This window comes from Providencia sp. PROV174, from assembly GCF_028480685.1.
Classification (GTDB): Bacteria; Pseudomonadota; Gammaproteobacteria; order Enterobacterales; family Enterobacteriaceae; genus Providencia; species Providencia rettgeri.
Genome location: NZ_JAMPOT010000009.1, coordinates 562425 through 588391, shown reverse-complemented (window position 1 = coordinate 588391; position 25967 = coordinate 562425). Strand labels below are relative to the sequence as shown.

The window sequence follows — 25967 nt, the reverse complement described above, 5'->3', positions numbered from 1 at the left end:
TACCTTTTAACAATGGATCTTTTAGGGATCTTAATAAATCTTTTCGTGTGTGTCAGTGGCTATTAATGTTTTTGGCCACTACGTAAATGCATAAACCAATAAATGAGGCCGACTAAAATCGCGCCGCCAATAATATTTCCGATAGTAACTGGAATTAAGTTATCTGTAATAAAGTTACCGACTGTTAGGTGTGAAAATTGATCAGGAGACATATTTATTTGAGACCAATATTCAGCGGGTGCAAACTCTTTAATCATAATGCCTAATGGGATCATGAACATGTTTGCAATACTATGCTCAAAACCGCTCGCCACAAACATCGCGACAGGTAACACTAGAACGACCAGTTTATCAGTTAAACTACGGCCGGAGTAACTCATCCAAACCGCAAGGCAAACCATTAAGTTTGCTAAAATTCCTAATGCAACCGCTTCAATAAAGGTATGGTGTAATTTATGGCTGGTGGTTTGTAAGACATTTAATCCCCATTGGCCATTGGCTGCGGTGTATTGTCCTGCAAACCAAATCAGTGCAACAAAGAACAGCGCACCAATTAAGTTACCAATATAGACATTAAACCAGTTGAGGAACATTTGCCCCCAAGTGATTCTACCTGTGGCTTTTGAGACGATAGTGAGTACGGTGGAGGTGAAAAGGTCTGCACCACATACAACCACTAACATCAGACCTAAGGAGAAACAAATCCCGCCAATAAGTTTAGTGAAACCATAAGGCGCTTCAGCTGCCCCGGTTGTTGCCGTGATATAGAATACAAATGCGATAGAGATAAAAATACCGGCAGTGAATGCTGACAAGTAAGTAATTGCAGGATGTTTATTTGCCTTATAAACAGAGGCATCATCTGCGACTTGCGCCATTACAGCTGGTGGCAATAAATTAAAAGGGTTGTCAGCTTTCATACCAACACTCTCTTACAAAGTTGATTAATTATAGCACGCAATAATAGTAACAAAGGGAAGAATTGATAAATTTGATATGGATCATGAACTCTCTAGAGAGAGTGGTGAAGTTGGTTAATTTAATGTTAAATTTCGATGTATCTACCTGATAAATAAGGATTAAATATTTTTTAAAATTTATATAAAATTTTTATAAGGTCAGTTTTGGCCAGCAAAATAAGTAAAAATATACGCGTAAATGTTAACTATTTAAGATGAATATGATCTCTTTGGCATATAATTTAACTTATGTTTGCATAATGCCCTAGTTAATCAGGGGGGATTCCGATATATATTCCTTAGCCAAACCGTATTTTTGCAATATTTATCTAACAATTATGCAAATAATAAAAGATTAATATAAATTAATCGATGAATTAAAGTGATATATCTTAATAAGATAATCAGCTTTTAACGTTGTAACTAGGTATAAAATTCAATATTTTCAAGAGTGTTTAGTTCTTGCTCAATACGTTCTCGGCTTGTTAAGAGCGTTTTGATGACTTGGTTCACTTTGGGTTCATCGATGCGGAAGGTTGGGATAGACACACTGATTGCCGCAATGATGTTATTGCGTTGTCGTAATGAGACAGCATAACAAATGGTTTCTTCATCAATTTCTTTATTATCAACTGCATAACTCTTTTCGCGAACCGCGTTAAGCTGCAGGCGCAGTTCAGCCAACGTTTGCACACTGTATTGGGTTAATGGCGTAAAACCCGAAGGATAAAGCTCGGAAATTTGCTGATCACTGTAGTTAAAAATCATGGCTTTACCCAGTGCTGAGTAAATCGCAGGCAAACGAGTGCCGATATTAGAGATTAATTGGACCTTTTGCGCCGATTGAACTTTATCAATGTATAACACATTAGCACCGTCTAAAATCCCCATTTGGCACACTTCATTGCATTCATCAACAATATGTACCATTTCCCGATGAACCATTTTTAGCCAATAGGATTTTTCGAAAAATGAGCGGGAAAGAAGCGAGCAGGCGATACCTAAATAATATAACTGGCTATTATCATCGTAATTAATATATCGATGTTCAACCAATGTTTTTAAGATAGGATAAATCGTCCCTTTTAATATTTGTGTTTTATCAGAAAGTTGCGTCAAAGAAAGCCCAGTATTTTCAGCCGATAAAACTTGCAGTATTTCTAATACCCGAATTGTCGGCATGTGCCCCGTAGACATTAAACCACCTCCCTGATTAATTTTGTCGCTATTCTAGGTTTAAAATATCACTATGTAAATCATCTCAGGAATACGTTTAATCTCAAATTGGTCATTCTTAATAATGGGTGAAGTCATCCAAAAGGCGTGACCTTGCTCAAAATTTAGTAATAAAAAAGTATTCTTTAGTTAGCTTTATGGCCATTTAATCCCTTCAAATACCTTTTTAATCAAATCATTACATAAAATTTTTATATGAATTGGATGAATTTGACTCAATCAATGATTCATGATTTCTTGTTATTGGTTTTTATTTATGAATGAGGTTTGTATATATGAACAAAAAGTTTATGAGGAGATTATCAGTATGGAAAGTCGTTATATCACTCCAGTAGTGACCATCTTTGATGACAAAGGTCGAGTGGATATAGAACAAAATATACGTGTTTATGACTCATTGAAGGGCAATGTTTCCGGTTTTGTCGCTATGGGAAGCACGGGGGAGTTTTTTGCGCTCAATATGCAGAGCTCAAAAACATTAATCGACCTATGTGGTCGTTATCCAAAGGAGGAAATGCGTGTTTATGCAGGGGCAAGCCGCCTTGATGTGGAAGAATCGATTGAATTGGCTAACTATGCATATGAAAAAGGAATCGATGGGGTGATGATCATTAGCCCATATTATTTCCCGCTAGATGATGAAGGTGTTTTCCGTTTTTACAGTACGATAGCAGCAAAAACATCTGCTAACATTTTCATTTATAACTTTCCTGAACGAACAGGTTATTCTGTCTCCCCGGATGTTTGCCTGCGTTTAGCGGATAAATATCCCAATATCATCGGATTGAAAGATACCATTCCTGACACGACTCATACCGCCCAGGTGATTGAAACGGTGAAATCACGCTTGCCCCATTTTGAGGTATACGCAGGTTACGATAATAACTTTGCTCATGTGGTGTTATCGGGGGGAAATGGGTGCATTGGTGGGCTTTCAAATATTGTGCCGCAATTTTTTGCATCGTGGATGCAGGCGTTTACCCAAGGTGATTTAGCATTAGTGGCAAAACACCAGCAACGAGTAGACCAATTGATGGCTATATATGGTGTCAATGCACCATTTATCCCAACCTTTAAGAAAGCGTTGCAGCTAAAAGGTGTGGTTAATTCAGACTATTGTACAGCACCATTTATTGGGTTGAACAATATACAGATTGAGCAACTTCAGCAGTTGTTAACCCTTGCTGATTCACCGCTCTGACCTTTCCTAAATCAAACACAATAGAACATCTTACCAACAGGGAAAAATATCATGGCGACCACTAAAGCTTATAACAATCCTGTTTTAAATTCTGCGATAGCCAAATCGTGGAAACGTTTAGTACCTCTGATGTTTATTTTGTATTTTGTTGCATTTATTGACCGAGTCAATGTGGGGTTTGCGAAAGATGCAATGCAAGTCGACATTGGTTTATCTGATTCTGCGTTTGCTTTTGGTGCCGGTATTTTCTTTGCGGCATATGCATTATTTGGTATTCCCGCTAACTTAATTTTAAACAAAATTGGTGCACAAAAGTGGCTGAGTATTACTACGGTAATTTGGGGTGTTCTGTCGGCAATGACCGGTTTTGTCACCAATGAAACGCAATTTATTGTTTTGCGTTTCTTGTTGGGACTTGGGGAAGCTGGTTTTTATCCAGGAATTCTATTACTAGCCTCAATTTATTTTCCCAATAATGTACGTGGGTCTGTAATTGGGATCTTTGTTCTAGGTGTACCTTTGGCATTGACATTGGGCTCGCCATTATCAGGTGCGTTACTGGAATTGCATGGCTGGTTAGGTCGGCCGGGTTGGTTCTGGATGTTTGTCATTGAAGGACTTCCTGCCGTTGTGATTGGTATTTTTGCTTTCTTTTATTTGGATGATAGCCCTGAAAAAGCCCGTTTTTTAACCGAAGAAGAGAAAAAAGCGCTAACTGAGCAATTAGCCAAAGAAAATGCAAAAACTGAAACCACATCGGTATTATCTGCACTAAAAAATATCAAAGTTTGGCACCTTGCACTGATTTACGGCACGATTCAAATTTCAGTATACGGTTTGATGTTCTTTCTGCCTTCCCAAGTTGCGTCCTTAATGGGAGAAAGTTTAGGCTTTAAACAATCCTTAGTTGCTGCCATACCTTGGGCTTGTTCTGCATTCGGAGTGTATTACATTCCTCGCTTTGCTGACCGCCATCCAACTCGTCGTATCGAAATTTCAGTACTGTGTATGTTAGCCGCAGCATTAGGTTTGGCATTGTCAGCATTTGCGAGCCCTGTTTTTGCTATTGCAGCATTATGTTTAAGTGCTGTTGGTTTTTTATCCGTTCAACCAGTGTTTTGGACGTTTCCTCCTCAGTTATTAAGCGGCCCTGCACTAGCAGCAGGAATTGGTTTCTGTACCACCATGGGGGCATTTTGTTCATTCCTCGCACCAATCATTCGCGTGGAAGTCGATAAAATGATGAATAGCAATACTGCGGGTATCGTGACATTAGCGGTGATCACAGTAGGTTGTGCCGTCTTAATCGCATTACTTAAAAAAAACACACATAACAAGAATCTCAACGCATTGTCATCTAACTAATGACAATTTTTAGGAAGGTGTGACATGCAAAAAATTCTCAAAATTGATGAGAGCGACAACCTAATTGTTGCCTTAAAAGACCTGCAAGCAGGGGATATTTACCACTGGGGAAGTGAAGACGTGACCCTCGTGACTGATGTTAAAGCAAAGCATAAATTTGCCATGGAAGCGATACCCGTTGATGGCATTGTTTCTATGTATGGCACAGCAGTAGGAAAAGCAACAAAGCCAATTGCAAAAGGTGAAGTTATCACAGTCGATAATATTCGCCACTATGCAGCCCCAGTTTCTTTAGAACAAGACGCACCGTACGAGTGGAATGCACCTGATGTATCTACATATCAAGGACGCACATTTAAAGGCTATGTACGTGAGGATGGGCGAGTGGGAACCGCAAATTACTGGTTAATTTTTCCATTGGTATTTTGTGAAAACCGCAATGTAATAAAACTTACAGATGCCTTAAATGAAGCATTAGGTTATACCAACAATAGTTTGAAAAACTTTGCGTTGGATTTAACCGCAGGGGAGCAAGGGGGAACTGCAAAACCTAAATTATTCCCACATATAGAAGGTGTCCGTTGTATTACGGTCACGAGTGGTTGTGGTGGAGCGACCTCTGACAGTAAAACGATGTGTGATGTGCTTGCTGCTTATGCGGACCACCCTAATGTCATCGGTATTACGGTATTCAGTTTGGGCTGTGAAAAAGCACAGCGTAAAATGTTTAAAGAGTCACTTGCTGCTCGTAACCCCAATTTTGCTAAACCTGCACTTTACTTTCGCCAGCAAGAGTGGAGTAGCGAAGAAGAAATGATGCAAACAGCGTTGAAGCAAACCTATGAGTGCATGAAGGCCGTCATACCGCAATCTCGTGTGGATGTTCCGTTGTCTCATTTAAAACTCGGTGTGAAATGTGGCGCTTCTGACGGTTTTTCAGGGATCTCGGGTAACCCTGCGATGGGGCTAGTTTCTGATTGGCTAGTGACTTTGGGGGGCGCATCAGGGTTAGCTGAATTCCCTGAATTGTGTGGTGCAGAAGGGGATATGGTGAAACGGTGTGTCTCTTTTGAGGATAAGAAAAAATTCTTAGATTTGATGGAACGTTATGAAAAAACAGCGAATTTCTTTAATACTACCATTGCCGATAACCCAAGCCCCGGCAATATTGCAGACGGGCTAATAACCGATGCGATTAAATCGACTGGAGCGGCTAAAAAAGGCGGAACTTCACCGATTAGTGCAGTGTGTGACTATGCAGAGCCTATGCCTGACAGTGGGTTATCCTTAGTTTGTACGCCAGGTAATGATGTTGATGCAGTCACAGGACTTGTTGCTGCAGGGTGTAATGTGGTTATTTTCTCAACAGGGCTTGGCACTCCTACAGGGAACCCGATTGTACCTGTTTTAAAAATATCGACGAATAGTGCCATTGCTGAGCGTCTATCAGACATAATTGATTATGATTGCGGGCCAATTATTGATGGGGTTCCATTACCGACAATCAGTAAAGGGCTATTTGAACGGGTAATTGATACGGCAAGCGGTGATTATCAGGTCCAAGCGGATCGCCTAGAACAGTTTGATTTCTTATTATGGAAACGGTCATTGGATTTATAATTAATATAAACCAATAAATGTAAAAATGTTGACGGGGCAAGTTCCCCGTCAACGATTTAATTCACATTATGCATTATCACGCTTTGCTTTTTGCAGCTTTTCATAAGCTGCCAGCAAGGCTTGATGCGCAGGAAGTGCTTTAAGTTCTTCGTCGATAGACCACAAGCCATAGAAGCATGATTCCCCAGCGATAGCGGCTGATGCAGCATCTACTGCCTCTTGCCCATACATATGCACAAATGCGTTGTAGTATTGCGCAGGGGCACGTTCTTCTTCTTGAGATAACAACAACAGGGTTTGCAAGCAACGATAATAATTTGCACGCTCGGCAGTAAATACTGAGCTATTGAAGTCTTGTGTCCATTCAACCCAAGCAAGTGCTTGTTCAAGATCACCGCCAGCTAGTGCCAGCATGGATTTTAACTCACCAATACGCAGGTTACTCCACCCATTGTCTTTACCTACTGCCAAACCAAGTAATTCACGAATACGGATAAAATCATCTAAACCGTCGTCATCTAATTGCTCGATAAGGGCAAGATAGTCCTGTTTTTCCCATTGGCTATCAGGTAGGTTGATAATGGTGTCACGTAAATAAGCGCCCATCGCGTTATTGGCGATATGTAAGTCTTCAACTGGGTAAATATCAGACATTCCTGGGACTAAAATACGGCAAGCGTAGACACCCAAGTGGTTATAATCTGCAATATAGACTTCAGCATCTAATGTATTGAAAATACTGATAAGTGTTGCAAACTCTTCTTGAGTTGTACCTTTAAAGCTCCAATCTGCAAAGGCATAATCGGCATCATCTTTAAACAGATCCCAGCTAATTAAACCGCTTGAATCAATAAAGTGAGTTTCAAGATTCGTGTGCTCTGCCACTTCTTCGTCATCAAAGGTCGGTGCATTAAACACATCGAGGTCTTTTAAGCCACGACCTTGCAGTAATTCCGTGACGGTACGCTCAAGGGCAACACCAAAGTCAGGGTGAGCCCCAAATGAGGCAAAACAAGTCCCATTTTGTGGATTAAACAACACCACACAAATCACAGGGTACTGGCCACCGAGTGATGCGTCATAACAGAAAATTGGAAAACCTTCTTTTTCTAAGGTTTCAACCGCTTCAACTACCGCAGGGTAGCGTGCCATGACGTCTGCAGGGATAGCCGGTAGGCTAATACTTTCAGCAATGATTTTATTTTTTACAAAGCGTTCAAAGACTTCGGAAAGGCCTTGTACACGAGCTTCGTTGGCTGTATTGCCCGCAGACATTCCGTTAGAAACATAGAGGTTGCCAACAATATTCATTGGAATATATACGGTTTGGTTGTCTGATTGACGGGTAAATGGCAGTGCACAAATACCGCGTTCTTCATTGCCAGATTGCAAGTCAATTAATTGGCTTGCGGCTAAGGCGTTGTCGGGGTCATAAAACTTAATCAAACGATTGTCTAATAACCCTTCAGGTAAGCTATCATCTTCGGTTAATGGGAACCATTTTTCATTAGGGTAGTGGACAAAATCCCCTTCAGCAATAGATTTACCGAGGTAGAAATCCGCAAAGAAGTAATTCGTTGATAAACGCTCAAAATACTCACCAAGCGCTGAGGCTAATGCAGCTTTCTTGCTCGCCCCTTTACCATTAGTAAAGCAAAGTGGGCACGCTTTATCACGGATATGTACAGACCAAACGTTAGGTACAGGGTTTAACCAAGAGGCTTCTTCAATATCAAAGCCTAATTTCTTTAATTTGGATTGAAATGCATCGATGGAATCTTCAAGAGCGGCATCTTTGCCGGGAATAAAAGTTTGGCTCATTGTCAGTCACTTGTGAATAGAGTGTTTCAAACGGGCTATGATACGGATTTTTGCTGCAAGCCTCACGCTTTTTATTCATTCATAGATAAATCATCTTAAAATTCATTATTTATCCTAAAATAATTGTATAGGTCACATAAAATTCAGCACAATTCCACATAATAACCGAAGTTTATTAATGAAAGGAAAATAGGATGAAAAACAGAAATAAAGCGCTTTTGGCGACATTGGTTTCACTGTTTGCCGTATCCGCTATCGCTCAACCGAATATTACAGTATTGGCGACAGGAGGAACGATAGCAGGTGGTGGGGATTCAGCCACATCCTCCAGTTACCAAGCGGGTAAAGTAGGGATTGATGCTTTAATTAATGCGGTGCCAGAAACCAAAAAAATTGCCAATTTAAGCGGTGAGCAATTGGTGAATATTGGTTCGCAAGATATGAATGACCAAGTTTGGCTGGCACTGGCGAAAAAAATTAACCAAGATTGTGATAAAACAGATGGTTTTGTAATCACTCACGGGACTGATACTTTAGAAGAAACGGCATTCTTCCTTGATTTAACCACGCAATGTAAAAAGCCCATTGTCTTGGTTGGTGCAATGCGACCGTCAACGGCTTTAGGTGCTGACGGTCCTTTGAACCTGTATAATGCAGTCGTTTTAGCGACGGATAAGTCTGCTGGAGAGCGCGGTGTTTTGATGGCAATGAACGATAAAGTCGTGCAAGGCCGTAATGTGATGAAAATGAGCACCACTGAAGTACAAGCGTTTGATGCCGTTAATAGTGGGGCAGAAGGCTTTATTCATGATGGTAAAGTTACTTATTTTCAAGCAGCGCAACCTCGTAGTGACAAAGCGGCATTCGACGTCAGTAAGCTCGAAAAGCTCCCTGCGGTAGGTATCGTTTATAACTATGCCAATGCATCAGCAGCTCCTGTGAAAGCCTTGAGAGAAGAAGGGGTTGAAGGAATTGTAAGCGCGGGTGTGGGTAACGGTAATATGTATAAGACTGTCTTTGACGCTTTAGCAAAAGCAGCGAAAGAAGACGTGGTTGTCGTTCGCTCAAGCCGTGTACCAACAGGGTATACGACAAGAAATGCCGAAGTGGATGATAACTTATATGGTTTTGTTGCTTCAGAAAGGTTAAATCCGCAAAAAGCGCGCGTATTGCTGCAATTAGCCTTAACTCAGACTAAAGATCCTCAGCAAATTCAGGCATTATTCGAAAAATATTAATTATCAAAACGAGTATTTATTTCATACAGCGGGGTGCAGTAGCCTGTACCCCGTTAGTTTTGCTGTGACAATAAGGCAATATTATTGAATGCTCGAATTACACAATGTCATCGATAACGCCACCATCAACACGTAAGGCTGCACCGGAAGTCGCTGAGGCTTGTTTAGAACAGGTATAAACTACCATATTCGCGACTTCTTCGACAGTCGCTGCACGTTGGATTACAGAGCTTGGGCGGTGAGCCATTACAAACTCTTTTGCTAGGGTTTCAATCGACTTCCCAGTTCTCGCGGCTTCATCCTCCATCATATTGGCAAAGCCATCAGACAGTGTTGGCCCTGGCAAGACACTGTTTACAGTAACACCACTGCCCGCAACAGATTTAGCGAGCCCCCGAGAAAGGGAGAGCATTGCTGTTTTAGTCACGCCATAGTGGATCATATCCGCAGGGATATTACGTGCCGATTCCGACGAAATAAAGACCACTCGACCCCAACCTTTTTTCACCATCGCAGGGAGAAGTGCTCTGGATAAACGCACAGCGGACATCACATTTGTTTGCCAGTAGCTATCCCAGCTTGCATCATCCATTGTGTAGAAATCTTCTGGCCCATAGATACCTGCGTTATTAACTAAAATATCAATTTCACTGATTTCGCTAAGTAGTTTATCAACGCTTTTCGCATCACTGACATCTGCAATAGCAGGAAACACTTTGGCGTTGGGTAATTCTTTTTTCAAGCGAGAAACGGCATCATTAACGCGTATATCGTTACGGCCATTAATCAAAACTTCTGCGCCACAATTCGCGAGGCCTTTAGCAATTGCATAACCAATTCCAGCTGTTGATGCACTGACTAATGCGCGTTTGCCTGTTAAGTCTATTTTCATTTACGAACTCTTTATATTGAAAAGGAGAATTCATAATAGCAAATGATAATGCGGTGCTTTTCTTATTAATGCTGTACATTTTATTTGATTATTTGTTGATAAATTTTATAGCTGTGTATGTTATTTTTCAGCATAACAACATTTATCCTAATTATTTGACTCAGCAATCTGATCTATTTTAAGGCAATTAGGTCAATGTGGTGATAGAACTTAGCGAATTCCTGCAAAATAGACGAAATTAAGGAACAATTAGTTAATTTATTGATTTTTTCTTAAACACTTCCTTATACGTATCCCATGCATATTTTTTATATTTATCAATCAATTACTTTTTATTTTTAGCAAGGTCATCATCGGTGATAATGACAGTTAATTAAAATTAATGTGCCGTTGATCATATTTTGGCAACAAAGCCTGTATCTGTGTTGATAATTCGCGTTGCAAAAAATAGGCTAAATACATCGCAAGAGATATAACTCATTGTGAATATTTAGATTTAAATGGAAAGTTAAATCGTATTTCGGCCGAAAAATAAAATTAAAAAATATTAGAGGAATACAAGAATGGTTAATAAAAATGTCAATACTGGCAGGAAATTGCTCGTCTTAAAAATTGCAATAGCAATGCTTCCTATTGGTTACCAACCAATCATGCATGCGGAGCAATTTATTGAAGATTCAAAACTTACAGGTGGCCTTTACTACTGGCAACGCGATCGTTCACGTAAAGATTTAGACCCAAATAGTGATAAATATAAAAAGTATGCGGATAATCTTAAACACTCAACATTTAATGCCAGTCTTGATTTCTCATCCGGTTATTTTCAGGACATCATCGGGCTAGATTTAGCGGGTTTTACCGCTATTGAGTTATCAAATAGTGGCCCAGCTGCACCCAATGAAATCGGCTTTAGCGATGCGAAATCACGTTGGGATGAAAAATGGACAGGGGATCGCAGTGGTGTGACTTTTTATAAGGCTGCTGCAAAATTGAAATATGGCCCTTTCTGGGGTAGAGGCGGCTATATTCAACCTACTGGTCAAACTTTACTCGCATCCCACTGGAGCTATATGCCCGGTACATACCGAGGGTTAGAGATAGGCGGGGTGTTTGATTTTGAGCAAAATGGTGAACTTAGTATGTCCTATATGTGGACCGACCGCTATAAGGCTCCTTGGTATCGCACTATGTATGACTTTCGTGAAGCGGATGGCGAAACTGGGATCAGCTATTTACACTCAATTGGCTTTAAATATGACTTTAAAAATAATTTAGTCCTAGAAGGGGCATATGGGCAAGCTAAAAGCTATATGGATCAATATTTTGCTAAGGTTTCCTATGCTGTTCCAGTTATTGACCATGACTTACGTATGTCTTATCAATTTTATGGTGCAAAAGATAAGGTTTCAGACGGAGGCGTTAACGATGTTTATGACGGTTTAGCTTGGTTGCAAGCGATGACACTCGGCTACACCTACGATGAGTTTGATTTTAAATTAGAAGGAACCTATGTAAAAGCCAAAGGTAATCAAGGCTATTTTCTACAGCGTATGACCCCCGGTTGGGCAACATCAAACGGTCGTATGGACATTTGGTGGGATGGCCGCTCGGACTGGAATGCTAATAATGAAAAAGCAGTTATGGCCGGTGTCATGTATGATTTAAAAAATTGGGACTTAGCAGGATGGAAGGTCGGAACCTCATATATTTATGGATGGGATGCTAAGCCAAGTACAAATAGTCAATATGCTCAAGATGTACGCTTAAAAGAAAGCGCATGGAACTTTGATATTTTGTATACCGTACAATCAGGTCGAGCAAAAGATACGCTATTTAAACTGCATTTTACCAAGTATGATAACCATACAGATATTCCGAGCTATGGCGGTGGTTACGGAAATATCTTCCAAGATGAAAAAGATATTAAGTTTATGGTGATGATGCCATTTACGGTATTCTAATTTGTAAAATCTTTTAGTTGCAATGACTGCTATAAAGAAACCATAGCAGTCATTTCCCTTGATAACCAAAGGACTTACCATATATTTTTAATATTGAATAGAATATTAAGACAAGAATAAACCCTTATTTTATTTTTGATTACAAGGATACGGTATTTACGCTTTCATTGAGTATAAGGGGGTCTTGTTTTAATTTATCTTTTAATATGGTAACTTTTTCTGATTGATGGGGTGGGTTTTTAATTTGTGCTTGGCCAGATAAAATCCCTCCTTTTTTAATTGATAAACTACTGTAATGAATAGTACCGTGGATTTCTCCATTATTTTCAATACAAATAGTATCAGATATGCATTCACCTTCAATACGACCATTAACCACCAGTTCCTTGCAGGTGATATTTCCTGTGACTTGGCCGTTTAACATAACTTTAACCGTATTTTCTTTTCCTGTTATATTTCCAATGACATTCCCATAGATATGCACTTGCTCATTAGACGTAATATTTCCTTCAAAAATAACGTCCCTAGAGATAATCGTATTCGATTTTTCTTCACTAATAGTAGGAGTTGACAGTGTTATTTGTTCTTCTATTTTTGCAATCACTTCAGGCTCATCACTTATAGAAGGGGGCGTCGCTGTAGGCGCGGGCTTGTTTTGTCTTTTGGTGAACATTTTACTTACCTTTTTTTGATTGAAGTATACGATCAAGAACAATATTGATAATACAAACGAAAATAAGGTGATAGCCGAATAGCTAAAAAACCACCCTATTAAAGTAAGAAACCAGAAGAAAAAACTTGTATTGAGAAAAAGATAGGTTTTTTTCATCAGTTAATCTCTTACAAATTACTAAAGTACTCAATTAGTTTAGTCAATAAATGTAATTACGCATTTAAATTATGATTTAACATTATGACTACATTTGAATCATTAACTCTCTAATATGGAGTTGGAATTATAGTAAGGTAATTAAATAATTTTAAATAGTATGAAGTGTTTGGAATCATCTATGATGTTATTTATATACCACTTTGATATGTAAAGTATTATTTTAGATAACGGAATATATTTATCTCTGAAATAATATAAGGGTTTTAATTTGAATTGCAACTATTATAGTTTTTATAAAAATCTTGCATTATTGCTAAAATACAGTGATAAATAATAGTGTTTAAGTTATTTACTAGCAATTATCACTCATCGAGTAAAAAAAGCTAATATCAATACTTAAAATAAAAAACCCTGATAAAATTGTATTATCAGGGTTTTGGCATTTTTAACCATGACGTTTCATCGACGATGGTTGAATACTATTACTCTTTTGCTTCGTGTGCGTCAGCATTGTCACGGCAATCACCATCTGCGCAATGACCATATAGATATAAACTATGATTAGATAGTTTAATGCCATGGCGAGCAGCGATATTCTTTTGGCGGGTTTCAATGGATTCATCAGTAAACTCAATCACTTTTCCACAATCTAAACAGATTAAATGGTCATGGTGATGTTGCTGAGTTAGTTCGAATACAGATTTACCACCCTCGAAGTTGTGACGGGTTACGATACCGGCATCATCAAACTGGTTTAACACGCGGTATACAGTTGCTAACCCGATCTCTTCACCCATATCGATCAGCTTTTTATAGAGATCTTCCGCACTGACGTGGTGGCACTCAGGCTCTTGAAGTACTTCCAAAATTTTTAATCTTGGAAGAGTGACTTTGAGTCCAGCATTTTTCAATGCTTTATTGTTGTCTGTCATGCGGGTTTGTCCTGTATCTTAAATCATAAATTTAACAATAATGAGACATTTTTAACATCAATACAGTTGTCTTCTAAACTGATTTACAATTATAGGCATGGAAAATAAAAATAGAAACCATGCATTGTCTCATTATTTTGATAATCTCTTGAGAACCTATCCTATTAGGATACCTTATCGGTTATTTTAGACTACGCCACTGGCTTAGGGGGTTCATTTTGTGTAAGACAGTGGTGTAATCTATGGGTAAGGGTTCTTTATGCAGTCTATCAGCCTAAAATTTCAGCTAAAGACATTTCTTCAGAGATTTGTTTTACCCATGCATCAACACGTTCATCAGTTAGCTCAGGTTGACGATCTTCATCAATAGCTAAACCAATAAAATGGTTGTCATCTGCCATGCCTTTGGATACTTCAAAGTGATAACCTTCTGTTGGCCAATGACCAACAATAACAGCACCACGTGGTTCGATAATATCGCGGATCGTACCCATAGCATCACAGAAATATTCAGCGTAGTCTTCTTGGTCTCCACAACCAAATAAGGCGACGAGTTTACCTTCGAAATCAATCTCTTCGAGAGTAGGGAAGAAATCATCCCAGTCACATTGGGCTTCACCATAATACCAAGTTGGAATACCAAGAAGTAGAATGTCAAAAGCTTCAATATCTTCTTTGCTACATTTCGCGATATCGTGAACTTCTGCTACATCTTTGCCTAATCTTTCTTGGATCATTTTGGCAATATTTTCTGTGTTACCTGTGTCACTTCCGAAGAAAATGCCTATGACTGCCATAAAGTGATTAACCTCTTGTTTTTCTAAGAGAGCTAGAGGTGAAAACTCGCCTTCTATAGCCCGTTTAGAACGAAAATAGATAGAATATTACGCCTTATTCTGGCGAAAAAATGTTGCTAAGTCTGTCAAATTTGTGTGATTTATCAAGATAACGTTACTTGAGTATTGATGTATCAACATGTTCAAGTTGTGACATCAAAATTTCTTCGATCAATTCACTACGGCTTATATTTTTATCTTCAGCTAACTGATTCAATACCGCGACAGCGTCTTCGTTCAGTTTCAATTCAACTCTGCGCAATCCCTTCACTTTATCTCGTTTCAGTTGGTTGCGTTTGTTGATCCTCAGTTGTTCATCCCGTGATAGCGGGCTTGTTTTAGGTCGCCCAGGCCTTCGTTCCTCAGCGAACAAATCTAGTGTCGTTCGATCCGTTTGTTCTTTTGCCATGTCTATAACTGCTAAAAGGGTGTGCCAGTAATTCAGCGCGCCATGATACCCTAGCTAATCCCCTTGTGCTATAGCTTCATCTATGATGATTGGGTTTAATTGATTGTAAAATGAGCGCTTTTGGTAAAAAAGCACCACTTGCTATAAGTGTGATGCTTTTTTATTCAAATTATTGCGTCTGCTGGCGCCATAAATTGGCATATAAACCATTTGATTTGAGTAGGTTTTCGTGGGTATCTATCTCGTGTACTTCTCCTTGGCAAATCACACATATCCTATCTGCGTGCATAATTGTATTTAGCCGATGAGCAATGCTAATGACGGTTCTTCCTCGAGTAATTAATGGCATATTTTCCATAATCGCGGCTTCTGACTCGTAATCGAGTGCAGAAGTAGCTTCATCGAGAATTAAGATATCGGGTTCGGTGAGTAATGCACGCGCAAGTGCAATCCTTTGACGTTGACCACCTGAAAGATTCGAACCTTTTTCTGATAAGGGATAATTAAAATTATCAGTCAATGTCATGATAAATTCATAAGCTCCCGCTAATTTTGCTGCGTGAATTACTTGCTCGTCAGTCGCTTGTGGATGACTCAAACGGATATTATCTGCGATCGAACCAACGAATAAGGTACTTTCTTGTAATACAACGCTCATTTTTCGGCGTAATGATACAGTGTCAGCGACAGCTAAATCCATGCCATCAACAATAACTTGTCCATGTTGTGGGATATAAAGCCGTTGTAATAATTTCGTTAAAGTACTTTTTCCAGAACCTGAGGGGCCGGTAATACCAATAAATTCACCTGCATTAACCATAAAGGATAAATTATTGAGAACTTCAGGCGTATCAGGTTGATAGCGAAAACGGATATTTTGAAACTCGATTTTGCCGTGAATATTTGACGTATTTGCAATCCCTTTACGTTCATTTTCTACCGGTTCATCAAGAATATCTCCCACCCGGCGTAATGAGATAATGGTATGTTGGAAATCTTGCCAAACTTGGGCAAACCGCAATACAGGCTGCGTAACATGTGCACTTAGCATATTAAATGCCACTAATTCGCCAGGAGATATTCCACCATTTAATACCTCTTTGACACCAACCCACAAAAGGATCGCAGTCGTTATTTTGCTCACAAAAGTCATTAATTGAGAGGCTACTTCACTGCGCATTGAGACTTTGAAGCTTTGAGTTAGCTGTTTGCTAAATATTTTTTTCCAGCGTTGATTAAAATATTTTTCTGTTGCGGTTGTTTTGATGGTTTCAATCCCAGTGATACTTTCGGTGAGAAAAGTGAGACCATTTTCATCCGCTTGATAAGATTTTTCAGTTTGTTGGCGAATAATGGGGCCGAGTATCATCCATAAAACAAAAAATACCCCCATTGAGCCCAATAAAATCCAAGCCATCAAACTACTGTAGGAAAATAAAACTGCGACAAAAAGGATGACAAAGATAAAGTCAATAAATAGCATCAGTGTTGAGCCCGTTAAAAATTGCCTTATATGGGCTAATTCACGGATCCTAGCGATAATTTTCCCTGTTGGCCTTAACTTAAAATAATTTAACGGTAAGGCCATTAAGTGGCGATAAATTTTCCCTGACAACTCAGCACTGATCTGGCTACTACTATGACTAAAAATTTTATTACGAATAAAACCATATATCGGTTCTGCAACAGCAATGGCAAAAATCGCCAATGCAATGACATGTAAATTTGAGAGACTGCGACCAACTAACACTTTGTCGATTAAATTCTGAAATAATAGCGGGCTAATTAAGGCAAAAAGCTGAATAATGGCTGAGAGAATAAAAATATTTCGTAATTTAACATGTTGCCGCAAAATAGAGGGAATAAACCAGCTAAAGCCAAAGGCCTTTTTTTGCTCCGGTTCTAATTGCTCCTTAATGAGTAATACATCATATTCAGTTTCTTGATGTCCAATAGAATTATGAATAGGTTTTCGTTCCTCATTAGTCGGGTTAATGAGAGTTAATTCATTTTCTTGGCTAATAACTTGCCAAAAACCATCTATATAGATTAAAGCGGGTAAAGGTAGCGTTTTCAATTGTGTATATTGCACAGCAATAAGTTTGGTTTCATACCCGAGTGTATGTGCGCATTCTCTAATTTCCCACTCCGTGGGGGATAGAGTTTGCATACCAATTGCATGCCTGAGTTGATCAGATGAAACATTGTTTTGGTAATATTTAGCCACCCAAACTAAGGCATCCAAGCCATGATTATTTAACTGTTCCATCGATTATTTTTCTCTCATCGCGTTTGAGGTGTACTCGTTAATAGGACTAAGCAAGTAGTCAATAATACGGCGTTTATCCGTTTTTATTTCTGCCACAATGGATAAACCGGGAGTCAGTTCAATAGATTTGCCATCAACAGATAGTTCTTTTTGGTTAAGACCAATTTGCCCTAAGAACACTAATCCAAGCTTTTCATCGAGAGTACTGTCACGCGATATGGAAATTACTTCCCCTTCAATCGTGCCATAACGCGTGTAAGGGAATGCATCTATTTTCACCTCTGCTCTCAACCCTTCATGGATGAACCCAATGTCTTTGTTCAAGATTTTAATTTCAGCTAATTGAACATTATTGTTAGGAACAACAGCCATCAGTTGCTGTGCGGGTTGCAATACAGCTCCTAAAGTGTGTGTGGCAAGCTGTTGAATAGTGCCATCAACGGGAGCTCGTATAATTTCTAATTGATTTCTTTCTTTATTTTTTAATAGTTCTTGCTCAAGGGAAGCCCGCTTAAAGTCAGCTTGTTTGTATTTTTCATCCCACTCTTGGTTTTTTTGGGCTTTTATCCGGTCTATTTTTTCATTTAAGGCATGGTGCTGGCTTTTTAGAATTGAGAGCTCAGATAATTTGGTCACTTTTTCTTTTTTAGCGATTAATAGTTCTCGCTCTTGTTCTAAAAATTCCTTTTGGCTGATTAACTGTTTTTCAGTTAACGAATGGTGTGCATCGAGGCGTTTTTTGATATTGACAATAAGGGAGTTGATAGTGAGTAATTCATCTTTTCGGGCTTGTTGATTGGCGGTATTCAATTGAATTTCATTATTAAGTTCATTCATTAATGAATCAAATTCTAATTTTTGTGTTTGATAGCTAGCCTGCGTATTGTTTTGTTCTGTTTCAGTTAATTGATTAAATAAAGGTAACTGCTCAATAGGCTGTCGTGAAATCAATGCCTGATAAATTAATATTTCGGCTAAATGAAAGTTATGCTGGTAATTTAAACTTAAGATATCTTGGTCAACACCTAACACATTAACGGTAATTAAAGGGTCTCCTTGTTTTACTGTTTGCCCGTCAGTAACATGAATATGTTCTAAACGGCTTAATTCAAACGCTTGAATTAACTGTGTTCGCCCTGAAACAATAAGTTTACCCTGTGTGGTGGCTTGAATATCCAATTTACCAAAAAATGACCAAGTCACAGCAAGAAAAATACCCACACTAATAGAAATAGCAACGTATAGTGCCAAGTAAGATGGGGGAGTTTTTAATATCGCCAAGTGTGAAGGCAAAAAGCTGTTATAACGGTTTTTGTCTAATCGATGTTTCATTTTACGTCCATGTCTGATTTCAGAGACTGCTGTAGAGTCCACAAGTGTTTATAAAAATTACCTTGTTCAATAAGCTGTTGATGGCTACCTTGCTCAATGATTTCACCATGTTGCATCACAATGATCCGCTGGTGATGGCGAATGGTTGATAGGCGATGAGCTATTGTGATGACGGTTCTTCCTTTTGCAATGAATTGCATATTTTCTTGAATAACCGCTTGGGACTCGTCGTCTAAAGCGCTAGTCGCCTCATCAAAAATAATTACTTTAGGATTTGAAAGCAGCGTTCTAGCAATCGCAATGCGTTGGCGTTGACCACCCGAAAGAGATGATCCCCCCTCAGCAAGAACGGTGTCGTAACCTTTGGGTAATTTCAAAATAAATTCGTGTGCTCCCGCCATTTTGGCGGCATGAACCACTTCATCCATGGAGGCATTAGGTGAGGTTTGAGCAATATTATGGAAAACAGATTGGCTGAATAAGAAATTCTCTTGCAACACAATACCAATTTGCTGACGAAGAGAGTGTAAGTTAATCGCGGATATGGGAGTGCCATCCACAAATATGGTTCCACTTTCAGGGGTATAAAGCCGTAGTAATAATTTAGCAAGGGTGCTCTTACCTGACCCTGAAGTACCAACAATGCCAATGGTTTCCCCCGCTTTAATATTTAAATTAAAGTTTTTTAGAACAAACGGCATGTTCGGTTGGTAGCGGAACGAGATATTTTTTAGGTTTAAATGCCCTTGCAGAGGTAATTTATTTTCTTGCTGAGATTGTTCGATGGGTAAGTTGATAATCTGGGACAGTTTTTCGATAGCGACGCTCGTGCGAATATAGTCTCCCCAAAGCTTGGTCAGTTTGATGAGGGGCTGGTTAGCATGGTTAACCATCATATAAAAAGCAATAAGTTGGCCAATTGTCATCTGTAATGCTAAAACTTCAGAGGCACCAACCCACAATACAATCGCTCTGGTGATTTTTTCGATAGCCATAACGAGATGCTCGGAGCGGGAGCTAATTTGTCCTGCTACAAAGTTAGTTTGGCTCATATCTGAGGTTTGACCATCCCAGCGACGCGTAAAATTCGGTTCGACGGATAAGCTTTTGGCGGTTTCTATCCCATTAATACTTTCGGTCAAAAAAGATGTATTAATGGCGATATTAGTAAACTGTTGCTGTGCGGCAGATTCGATTTTAGGCGTTAGCCACCAAGCCAATAAAAGATAAAAAGGTATAGAGCACAAAAATATTATTGTGAGTGTCGTGGAGATCGAATTCATCACGAAAATGAATACAAATAAAAACAACACATCAACACATAGAGTGAAAAAACTACTGGTTAAAAATTCGCGAATAGTTTCGAGCTCTTTTACGCGAGTGACAATCGCACCTATTTGCCTACTTTTAAAAAAGGGAATAGGCAATCTCAATAAATGATTAACTAGTTTCAAGCCGAGTGTCATATCAATACGGTTAACTGTATGATGATAAATGTATTCACGTAACCCTTTTAACGTTACTTCTATTAGTGCAGCAACCATTAACCCAAAAATTAAAACGTCCAATGTGACTAAACTATTATGAACGAGCACCTTATCCATAATCACTTGCATAACAATAGGGGAGACTAATGCGAGGATTTGCAATATGAATGAAAAAAATAAAACCCATAAAATAATGGATTTGTATTTCAGAAACTCAGCTTGGAACCAAGTGATGTCAAATTGCCCTTGTTTAAGGTTTACTTGTAACCAATGGCCACTCCATTGTTGGTTTAGCTCGTCAATGCTCCATATCTCTGGCGGTCTATTTCCAAATTGCTGAATGAGAACCTGTTCTTGATTGCGGTTAGCTAATAGAAAAGCTTCGCCTTTGGTATTATATAAAATTGCTGGGCAGACGATTTTAGCTATATTTTTATCTTTCTGATATTTATTCCTACAGCGAATGGCGTGTTTCGATTTAATAATGTTAATTTTTTCATTATAACCAATAGATTGATTGAGTGTTTGTTCTAGTTCTTTAGGATTTACTTGCCCTGATAACTTAGCAATGACACTAATGAAATATAATGTTGATTTTGATTTTAGACTATCCATTTTCTATATTAATAAATTCCTTAAGTTATTTGAATTTTTAAATCCAAATTTGCATTAATAAAATATGCACTAGATAGTAATAAGGTGGAGTAGAATTTGGATAATACAGGGTTTGTAATTCGCTGTGTATTGAAGTTAGTCTTATTATGTAATTAATAAAGTAATTATATTTAACTACAAATATATTTAAAGATATTGAAAAGATATATGTCTTTTCAATATCTATATTTAAATATGATTAATTATTCAGAAATAGATAAAAAGCGATGGATAGCTCTTAATACATGGTCTGGTTTTTCTGCATGAACCCAGTGGCCCGTTTCAGCGACAACCCATGCTTTGGCTTGCGGAAATTGTTGTGCGATTTGCTCTTTATATTCCGCTTGCACATAAGGGGAGTTTCCTCCGGGGATTAACAATACGGGTTTATCCCAGGCGGGTACGGTTTCCCAACCAATAATATGTTCATAATTCGCTTTAAGGGCAGGTAAATTAAATTTCCATTCACCTTGTTTAAAAGATTTAAGCAGAAATTGGATAACGCCTTCTTCGTTAATGTAATCACGCATAATCACAGTAGCTTCTTGGCGAGTTTTCGCATTTTTTTCTGTGACGGCATCAAGAGCCGCAAATATTTTATCATGACGACGAACTTGATAAGCGACAGGCGCCATATCAATAGCAACGATGTTATCAATAAAATTAGGGGCGATTGCAGTTGCAGCCATGGCAATTTTGCCACCCATTGAGTGACCAATTAAAATAGCATTTTCATACCCTAAAGATTTTATTAATGTAATAACATCTTGGGCCATTTGTTGGTAACTCATTTGCTCATCACGGAAAGAATCACCGTGATTACGAACATCAATTTGAATCGTATCGAAATATTGTTGTAAATTACGACCTAAAACACCTAAGTTATTGAGGTCACCAAATAACCCATGTATGAGTACTATAGGGCTATTTGAGATTGGATTTTCAGGCTTATGGATAGTATGGTTAAGTAACACAGTCATATTTATTTGATCAATTCGTCAGTGGTACATGTGGTCTTATCATGTCACGGCTCTGAGTAAAATCCAAATGGTCAAATAAACTACGATCTTGGCTGAGGTAAGTTAATGGTCGATAACCAAGAGGTTTATAGCCACTAAATTTCAGAAAGTTGAATTTGCTCTCGGAAGTAAAATACTGAAAGTAATGGCATGATAACCCACTGAATTATCTTTGAACTTAGAATAATGTTTACTTTAAGTTATTGAAATTTTAATTGTTTTGTTTTTTTTAAATCTGTCTTATAATCACACCGCAAATTTTAGTTAAATAAGTACTGGGAAAAAATGAAAACGATAGAAGTTGATGAAGAGCTTTACCGCTATATTGCGAGCCATACACAGCATATCGGTGAAAGTGCATCGGATATTTTGCGCCGTATGTTAAATTTCAAATCCGGGCAGCCAGTACAAGCAAAAGAAATTATTCAGGAACATGCCGCCATTAAGGCTGAACCTGCGATGAGTACACCCGCTGTTGCATTAAATCCTGTTAGAGTCATTAGAGAGCTTCTGTTATCTGACGCTTATGCAGAAAAAAGTAAAGCGATTGACCGCTTTATGTTGATTTTATCTACCTTATATAGTTTAGATGCAAATCGTTTTGCGAGTGCAACAGAGTTAATGCATGGCCGAACTCGTATTTATTTTGCGGGTGATGAGCAAACATTACTTGCAGCTGGCAAGCAATCTAAGCCGCGTCATATACCAGGAACACCCTATTGGGTGATCACAAATACGAATACTAATCGTAAGCGTAGTATGGTTGATGCAATCATGCAGGAAATGCAATTTCCAGCCAATGTGATTGAAAAGGTTTGTAATACTATTTAAAAACTGACAGGCCACTGGTGTTGATAACAAAGCATCAGTGCTTTGGGAGAAAACAAGTGACAATACATGAACGTGCAGGGCAGCTTCCGTTTCAAAGTGACTTGATCAATGTCGCTCAATTAACCGCTCAATATTATACGCAGCAACCACAACCTGGAAATGCATCTCAAGCTGTTAAGTTTGGAACATCAGGGCATCGCGGTAGCTCATTGCGTAAAAACTTTAATGAAAACCATATACTAGCCATTGCACAAGCAATTGCTGATTTACGCAAAAAGCAAGGCGTAACAGGCCCTTGTTTTGTGGGAAAAGACACCCATGCGCTATCAGAAGCGGCATTTATGACTGTGGTTGAAGTGTTAGCGGCAAATCAGGTTCATGTTATTGTTCAGGAGAATAATGGGTTTACTCCAACTCCCGCTATCTCTCACGCTATCTTAAGTTATAACCAATCACACCAAGATGTTGCGGATGGCATTGTGATTACACCATCACATAACCCACCTGAAGATGGCGGTATTAAATACAACCCAGCAAATGGCGGGCCGGCTGATACCGATTTAACCTCTGTGATTGAGAAAAATGCCAATCAATTGCTAGCGAATAACCTTGAAGGTGTAAAACGAGTAAGTTTTGATACAGCGATGGCGAGTGAATATGTCATCCAGCAAGATTTGGTTATGCCTTATGTCTCTGCATTAGGTGAAGTTGTTGATATGCAAGCAATTGCCAAGTCAGGTTTAAAATTTGGTGTTGACCCTCTAGGCGGCTCCGGTATTGAATATTGGAAAAAAATTGCAGAATATTATCAACTCGATATTGAAATCGTAAACGACCAACTCGACCAAACTTTCCGCTTTATGCCACTTGACCATGATGGTGTTATTCGCATGGATTGCTCATCCAGTTGGGCGATGGCGGGTTTGCTTGGGATGAAAGAAAAATTTGATCTTGCGTTTGCCAATGACCCAGATTACGACCGTCATGGCATCGTCACGCCAGATGGTTTAATGAATCCAAATCACTATCTTGCTGTTGCTATTGATTATTTATTTCAACATCGTCCTCAATGGGGTAAAGATGTTGCCGTCGGCAAAACATTGGTCTCGAGCGCCATGATTGACCGTGTGGTTAATGACATCGGTCGTGAACTAGTCGAAGTACCTGTAGGGTTCAAATGGTTTGTTGATGGCTTATTTAGCGGTAAATTAGGTTTTGGTGGTGAAGAAAGCGCTGGAGCATCGTTCTTAAAATTTGATGGCACACCGTGGTCAACGGATAAAGACGGTATCATTCTTTGCTTACTCGCAGCTGAAATTACGGCTGTTACAGGTGAAAATCCTCAACAACGTTATAATAATCTCGCTAAGAAATTCGGCGCGCCGATTTATAACCGTATCCAAGCGAAAGCCACTCACGAAGAAAAAGCAAAGCTAAGTAAATTATCACCTGAAATGGTTGCAGCAGATACATTGGCGGGAGATAAAATTACACAGCGTTTAACCGCTGCGCCAGGTAACAATGCACCAATCGGCGGTTTAAAGATCATGACGGATTATGGCTGGTTTGCAGCAAGGCCATCAGGCACGGAAGAAGCCTATAAAATTTATTGTGAAAGTTTCCGTGGTGAAGAGCATTTACGTCAAATAGAAAAAGAAGCGATTGAAATCGTAAGCAAAGTTATTCGCTAATTTTTAATCCTCAATAAAAGACATTTCAATGAATATCCCGAAATACAGCGCAATGACGTAATTCGGGATATTATCGCTTATTTATTGTTAATTTCTCCATAAAATGATGCTTGTCGAGAGTGTGACAAGATTAACAAAATTCTTTTCCTCATTATCAAAAAATAACCCCCCTTTCTTTTTTAGGCTTGTTGACAATAACCGTTGCAGCTAAAGGCTTGGAGTGGTACAACTTTAATTATCTGAGTGAATTTTATTAACCATAATTGAAGATGGATAGGGTGAGGTCAATGAGTCAGGTTTATAATTTCAGTGCAGGTCCAGCTATGCTACCTGTTGAAGTCATGCGTCGTGCTGAGCAAGAATTTTGTAATTGGAAGGGGTTAGGCGTTTCTGTGATGGAAGTGAGTCACCGCGGAAAAGACTTTGTCGAAGTGGCAACAGAAGCAGAGCAAAATCTACGTGATTTATTAAATATCCCTGATAACTATAAAGTTTTATTTTGTCACGGCGGAGCACGGGCCCATTTTGCAACGTTACCAATGAATTTATTAGGTGATAAAACGACAGCAGACTATATTGTAAGCGGTTATTGGTCCGAGTCTGCAGCAAAAGAAGCTGAAAAATACTGCACGCCTAATGTGATTCAAATTACTGAAGAAAAAGACGGTGTCGTGAGTTTAAAATCCATGAAAGAATGGCCGTTAAGTGACGATGCTGCTTATGTCCATTATTGCCCAAATGAAACCATTGGCGGCTTAGCTATTCATGAGGAACCTGACTTCCCTGAAGATAAAATTATTGTTGCTGACTATTCCTCTTCTATCTTATCTAAACCGATTGATGTAAGCCGTTATGGTGTAATTTATGCAGGGGCTCAAAAAAATATTGGGCCAGCAGGACTAACTATCGTTATTATCCGAGAAGACCTACTCGGTAAAGCTTCACCTCAGACTCCATCCGTATTTGATTACACGGTATTAGCAAAACATGATTCAATGTTTAATACTCCACCGACTTTCGCTTGGTATCTCGCAGGTATGGTCTTCAAATGGTTAAAAGAGCAAGGCGGTCTGCAAGAAATGGCTAAGCGTAATTATGAAAAATCACAATTACTCTACAATGCAATTGATGATAGCCAGTTCTATATTAACCGTGTTGCAGTTGAAAACCGTTCTTGGATGAATGTACCGTTCCAAATGCAAAACCCAACCCTTGATGCGAAATTTATTGAAGAAGCCAAAGAACAAGGCCTACTTTCGCTGAAAGGCCACAAAGTGGCTGGTGGTATGCGCGCATCAATCTATAATGCGATGCCATTAGCGGGAGTTCAGGCTTTGGTTGATTTTATGGCTGATTTCGAACGTCATAACGCTCAATAACGA

20 protein-coding genes are annotated in these 25967 nt (G+C 38.9%); 8 read left to right on the top strand and 12 right to left on the bottom strand.

Translation table 11 applies throughout. The annotated features are described in order from the left end of the window. Nucleotides 1-62: 62 nt before the first annotated feature. On the bottom strand, nt 63-920 hold the full coding sequence (gene focA / locus PSE60_RS10100) for a formate transporter FocA (protein ID WP_109911032.1): 858 nt from the start codon (nt 918-920) through the stop codon (nt 63-65). A gap of 462 nt (nt 921-1382) precedes the next feature. Further along, nucleotides 1383-2156, bottom strand: coding sequence for an IclR family transcriptional regulator (locus PSE60_RS10095; RefSeq protein WP_210840058.1), 774 nt, complete (start codon nt 2154-2156; stop codon nt 1383-1385). A gap of 346 nt (nt 2157-2502) precedes the next feature. Here PSE60_RS10095 and PSE60_RS10090 point away from each other — a divergent pair, with 346 nt between their 5' ends. The 3 genes from PSE60_RS10090 to PSE60_RS10080 are packed head-to-tail and all read left to right on the top strand — an operon-like array spanning nt 2503 to nt 6381. After that, nucleotides 2503-3396, top strand: coding sequence for a dihydrodipicolinate synthase family protein (locus PSE60_RS10090; protein ID WP_272665322.1), 894 nt, complete (start codon nt 2503-2505; stop codon nt 3394-3396). Between the two features lie 51 nt (nt 3397-3447). Then, complete coding sequence (locus PSE60_RS10085; RefSeq protein WP_004909506.1) at nt 3448-4761, top strand: MFS transporter; 1314 nt, start codon at nt 3448-3450, stop codon at nt 4759-4761. A 24-nt stretch (nt 4762-4785) separates the two neighbouring features. Then, nucleotides 4786-6381 carry a UxaA family hydrolase gene (locus PSE60_RS10080; RefSeq protein WP_272665321.1) on the top strand — a complete coding sequence of 532 codons (1596 nt, stop codon included), beginning with the start codon at nt 4786-4788 and terminating at the stop codon, nt 6379-6381. 66 nt (nt 6382-6447) lie between these two features. On the opposite strand, the gene ycaO is transcribed toward PSE60_RS10080, so the two are convergent. After that, nucleotides 6448-8202, bottom strand: coding sequence for a 30S ribosomal protein S12 methylthiotransferase accessory factor YcaO (ycaO, locus tag PSE60_RS10075; RefSeq protein WP_272665320.1), 1755 nt, complete (start codon nt 8200-8202; stop codon nt 6448-6450). 194 nt (nt 8203-8396) lie between these two features. Here ycaO and ansB point away from each other — a divergent pair, with 194 nt between their 5' ends. Next, on the top strand, nt 8397-9440 hold the full coding sequence (gene ansB, locus PSE60_RS10070; RefSeq protein ID WP_109911037.1) for an L-asparaginase 2: 1044 nt from the start codon (nt 8397-8399) through the stop codon (nt 9438-9440). Between the two features lie 97 nt (nt 9441-9537). Here ansB and PSE60_RS10065 read toward each other — a convergent pair whose 3' ends face one another. Continuing rightward, a complete protein-coding gene (locus PSE60_RS10065) occupies nt 9538-10332 on the bottom strand; it encodes an SDR family NAD(P)-dependent oxidoreductase (protein ID WP_272665319.1) in 795 nt (264 codons plus the stop codon). 563 nt (nt 10333-10895) lie between these two features. Here PSE60_RS10065 and chiP point away from each other — a divergent pair. Next, a complete protein-coding gene (gene chiP, locus PSE60_RS10060; protein ID WP_371031495.1) occupies nt 10896-12293 on the top strand; it encodes a chitoporin ChiP in 1398 nt (465 codons plus the stop codon). A 139-nt stretch (nt 12294-12432) separates the two neighbouring features. Here the strand turns inward: chiP and PSE60_RS10055 are convergent, their stop codons facing one another. The 8 genes from PSE60_RS10055 to ybfF all read right to left on the bottom strand — a co-directional run bounded on the left by PSE60_RS10055 (nt 12433) and on the right by ybfF (nt 22024). Continuing rightward, complete coding sequence (locus tag PSE60_RS10055) at nt 12433-13122, bottom strand: bactofilin family protein (RefSeq protein WP_272665318.1); 690 nt, start codon at nt 13120-13122, stop codon at nt 12433-12435. Nucleotides 13123-13607: 485 nt separating this feature from the next. Then, on the bottom strand, nt 13608-14057 hold the full coding sequence (fur, locus tag PSE60_RS10050; protein WP_004256285.1) for a ferric iron uptake transcriptional regulator: 450 nt from the start codon (nt 14055-14057) through the stop codon (nt 13608-13610). A 269-nt stretch (nt 14058-14326) separates the two neighbouring features. After that, nucleotides 14327-14854: a flavodoxin FldA gene (fldA, locus tag PSE60_RS10045; RefSeq protein ID WP_004256261.1), complete on the bottom strand. Its 528-nt coding sequence runs from the start codon at nt 14852-14854 to the stop codon at nt 14327-14329. 154 nt (nt 14855-15008) lie between these two features. After that, nucleotides 15009-15302, bottom strand: coding sequence for a LexA regulated protein (ybfE, locus tag PSE60_RS10040; protein WP_004909532.1), 294 nt, complete (start codon nt 15300-15302; stop codon nt 15009-15011). Nucleotides 15303-15471: 169 nt separating this feature from the next. Further along, nucleotides 15472-17571, bottom strand: coding sequence for a type I secretion system permease/ATPase (locus PSE60_RS10035; protein WP_272665317.1), 2100 nt, complete (start codon nt 17569-17571; stop codon nt 15472-15474). Nucleotides 17572-17574: 3 nt separating this feature from the next. After that, a complete protein-coding gene (locus PSE60_RS10030; protein WP_210840210.1) occupies nt 17575-18903 on the bottom strand; it encodes an HlyD family type I secretion periplasmic adaptor subunit in 1329 nt (442 codons plus the stop codon). Further along, nucleotides 18900-21005 carry a peptidase domain-containing ABC transporter gene (locus tag PSE60_RS10025; protein WP_272665316.1) on the bottom strand — a complete coding sequence of 702 codons (2106 nt, stop codon included), beginning with the start codon at nt 21003-21005 and terminating at the stop codon, nt 18900-18902. Before PSE60_RS10025 ends, PSE60_RS10030 begins: the two co-directional genes overlap by 4 nt. Nucleotides 21006-21247: 242 nt before the next feature. Further along, nucleotides 21248-22024, bottom strand: a complete 777-nt coding sequence (gene ybfF / locus PSE60_RS10020; protein ID WP_272665315.1) for an esterase — start codon at nt 22022-22024, stop codon at nt 21248-21250. A gap of 324 nt (nt 22025-22348) precedes the next feature. Between ybfF and seqA the strand changes: the two genes are divergently transcribed. From seqA to serC, 3 genes are all read left to right on the top strand, one after another. Then, nucleotides 22349-22894, top strand: a complete 546-nt coding sequence (gene seqA, locus PSE60_RS10015; RefSeq protein WP_210840129.1) for a replication initiation negative regulator SeqA — start codon at nt 22349-22351, stop codon at nt 22892-22894. Between the two features lie 56 nt (nt 22895-22950). Then, complete coding sequence (gene pgm / locus PSE60_RS10010; protein WP_272665314.1) at nt 22951-24585, top strand: phosphoglucomutase (alpha-D-glucose-1,6-bisphosphate-dependent); 1635 nt, start codon at nt 22951-22953, stop codon at nt 24583-24585. 287 nt (nt 24586-24872) lie between these two features. Further along, nucleotides 24873-25964: a 3-phosphoserine/phosphohydroxythreonine transaminase gene (serC, locus tag PSE60_RS10005; RefSeq protein WP_210840131.1), complete on the top strand. Its 1092-nt coding sequence runs from the start codon at nt 24873-24875 to the stop codon at nt 25962-25964. The last annotated feature ends 3 nt before the right edge of the window (nt 25965-25967 follow it).